Here is a 2251-nt window from a genome sequence, read left to right as displayed (position 1 = left end):
CCTCGATTTCGCCCCACTTCACCGGCCCGGAGGGGCGCGGCGCCGCGCCCCTCCGGGCCGGTGAAGTGGGGCGAAATCGAGGGGCGGGTGGTGCTGACCGGGACGCCTCCCCAGGCCCCCAGCGCGCCGACCACCGCCACCGTCGCCAGCGTGTGTGGCGACCAGGCGGAGGACCGCTCGCTCGTGGTGGGGGGCGAAGGGGCCCTGGCCTACGCCGTGGTGTCGCTCCAGGACGGCGCCGCGCTCGCTGAACCGGAGACGCCCGCGCCGCAGCCCGTGCTGGACCAGAAGCAGTGTCACTACGAACCGCCCGCGCTCGCGGCGAAGGCCGGCGGCGAGCTGCTGCTGCGCAACTCCGACCCGCTGGTGCACAACGTGCGCGCCCAGTCCGGGACGAACCGTTCTGTCTTCAACGTGGCCATGCCCCTGGAGGGCATGACCCTGCGCCGCCCCCTGCCCGCCGAACCGGGCACCGTCCAGGTCCGCTGCGACGTGCACCCCTGGATGCGCGCGGTGGTCCGCACCTTCAACCACCCGTACTTCACCACCACCACCCCGGACGGACGCTTCCGGATGCGCGTCCCGGAAGGGGCCCACACGCTCGTCTTCTGGCACGACCGGCTCCCCGAAGCGTCCCGGACCGTCACCGTCCGCGCGGGGGAGACCGTCCAGGTCGATCAGAGCTGGGGTGTGGAAGCACTGCGTCAGGCCGGCTCGGGGAAATAGGGCGTCCCTGACAGCGTTGTCGCGTCTGGCCCCGAGGCAACGAAATCGTGGGCCAGGGGTTCCGTATAAGTGCCGGGAAGCACGCCCCTTGTTCAGACTTCTGTCTTGGTGGCAAAATTGCTTTCTCGGAAGCCAACACTTCCGCCTGAGGGGGAGTCGCGATGCATCAGACCAGGAAGCAATCCACGGTAGCCGTGGAGGTGGAGCGCCTGCCCATGGGGGCGCGCCGCAAGGACGCCCGGCCGGTGGGCATGCAGGAGATGGGGCCCAACCTCTACGAGAAGATCGAGAGCGCGCTCACCGAGCTGTCGCTGGCGTCCTCTCATGAGCGGCTGAGCGGCAGCTGAAGCGCCTGAGCGGCAGCTGAAGCGCCTGGGCGGCACCTGAGAAATGACACCCCGGAGCGGTGTGGGCCCCTGGGGAGGGACCCCCGTCTCCGGTCAGGCCGTTTCCGGGTCGGTGGCCTCAGGGCCAGGAAACGACAACGGGGCCCGCCCGAACAGCTCGGGGGACCCCTGATGATGCAGGCGTGAGGGCGACCTTACAGCTCGTCGTCGTCAGCGGCCTCGGTGGTGGACTCGGACTCCTCGTCATCGCTGAAGGAGTCGAGGTTCTCCTCGTCCTCCTCGGCCGCGGGCGTCTCCTCGGGCTCGGGCTCGATGACCTTCGGAGCTGCCGCCAGACGGCCACGCCGGCCCTCGGTGGGCTTGGCGACCACGTTCTCCCGCTGATCCGCCCCGCACTTGGGGCAGATGGGGTCCGGCTTCTTCATGTCGTAGAACTTCGTCCCGCACTTGAAGCACGAGTGCTTGGTCCCGAGATCCTTCGCCGGCATGCGCCACCCTCGTAGAAGCCTGGAGTGAAACCGAGGGCGGCTGAATAGATGGGCCGAAGAACAGAGTCAACCGTGTGTTTGCGCGGGAGATTTCTGGCGGTAGCATCCCCGCCGGTTTCCCCCGAGAGCCGGACGCCCCCTTTGAACTTCACCTGCGACAATTGCCAGAAGCGGTACTCCATTGCGGACGAGAAGGTCCGCGGCAAGACGGTCAAGGTCCGCTGCAAGAACTGCCAGAACGTCGTCACCGTGGAAGGGCCCGCCGAGGAGGAGAGCACCCGCGTGGTGTCGCTCGCCGACGTGGAGCGCATCCGGGCCCAGGAGCGTTCGCTGGCGGGAGGTGGCGCCGCCGCGCCAGCCCCCGCTCCGGCACCGGTGTCCGCCGCGGCAGTTCCTGCTCCCCTGGCCAAACCTCCTGCGTCGGCCCCCCAGACGCCCTGGGACGATGAGCCCACGCGCACCGCGCCTCCCCGCCAGACGGCCGGGGCACCGTGGTTCGTGATGGTGCGCAACAAGCAGGAGGGCCCGCTGGACGAGTCGGCCGTGGCCGAGTGGATGGCCGCGGGCACCATCAGTGCGCGCAGCTTCTTCTGGCGCCAGGGCATGCCGGACTGGAAGCGCGGTTCGGACATCCCGGAGCTGGCCGCGCTGCTCGCGCCCGCCGCCGCGCCTGAGCCGCCGCCTCCGCCC

The 2251-nt window shown here is 70.0% G+C and carries 4 protein-coding genes; 3 read left to right on the top strand and 1 reads right to left on the bottom strand.

Features of this window, described 5'->3' with window-relative positions; translation table 11 throughout:
* Together D7Y11_RS42405 and D7Y11_RS42400 are read left to right on the top strand one after the other, a co-directional pair.
* Positions 1–726 (top strand): carboxypeptidase regulatory-like domain-containing protein (locus D7Y11_RS42405; protein WP_126936505.1); only part of this gene is annotated, 726 nt, incomplete at its 5' end.
* 161 nt (positions 727–887) lie between these two features.
* Entirely contained in the window at positions 888–1073 is a 186-nt protein-coding gene (locus D7Y11_RS42400) for a hypothetical protein (protein ID WP_121780343.1), read from the top strand.
* A gap of 194 nt (positions 1074–1267) precedes the next feature.
* Here D7Y11_RS42400 and D7Y11_RS42395 read toward each other — a convergent pair whose 3' ends face one another.
* On the bottom strand, positions 1268–1561 hold the full coding sequence (locus D7Y11_RS42395; RefSeq protein WP_120581691.1) for an FYDLN acid domain-containing protein: 294 nt from the start codon (positions 1559–1561) through the stop codon (positions 1268–1270).
* A 141-nt stretch (positions 1562–1702) separates the two neighbouring features.
* On the opposite strand from D7Y11_RS42395, the gene D7Y11_RS42390 reads away from it, so the two are divergent.
* Positions 1703–2251 (top strand): GYF domain-containing protein (locus D7Y11_RS42390; RefSeq protein WP_126936504.1); only part of this gene is annotated, 549 nt, incomplete at its 3' end.

The organism is Corallococcus sp. AB018 (assembly GCF_003986945.1).
Lineage (GTDB): Bacteria > Myxococcota > Myxococcia > Myxococcales > Myxococcaceae > Corallococcus > Corallococcus exiguus.
Note: the sequence above shows the minus strand (reverse complement) of the source record. Positions and strands in the feature narration are given on the sequence as shown.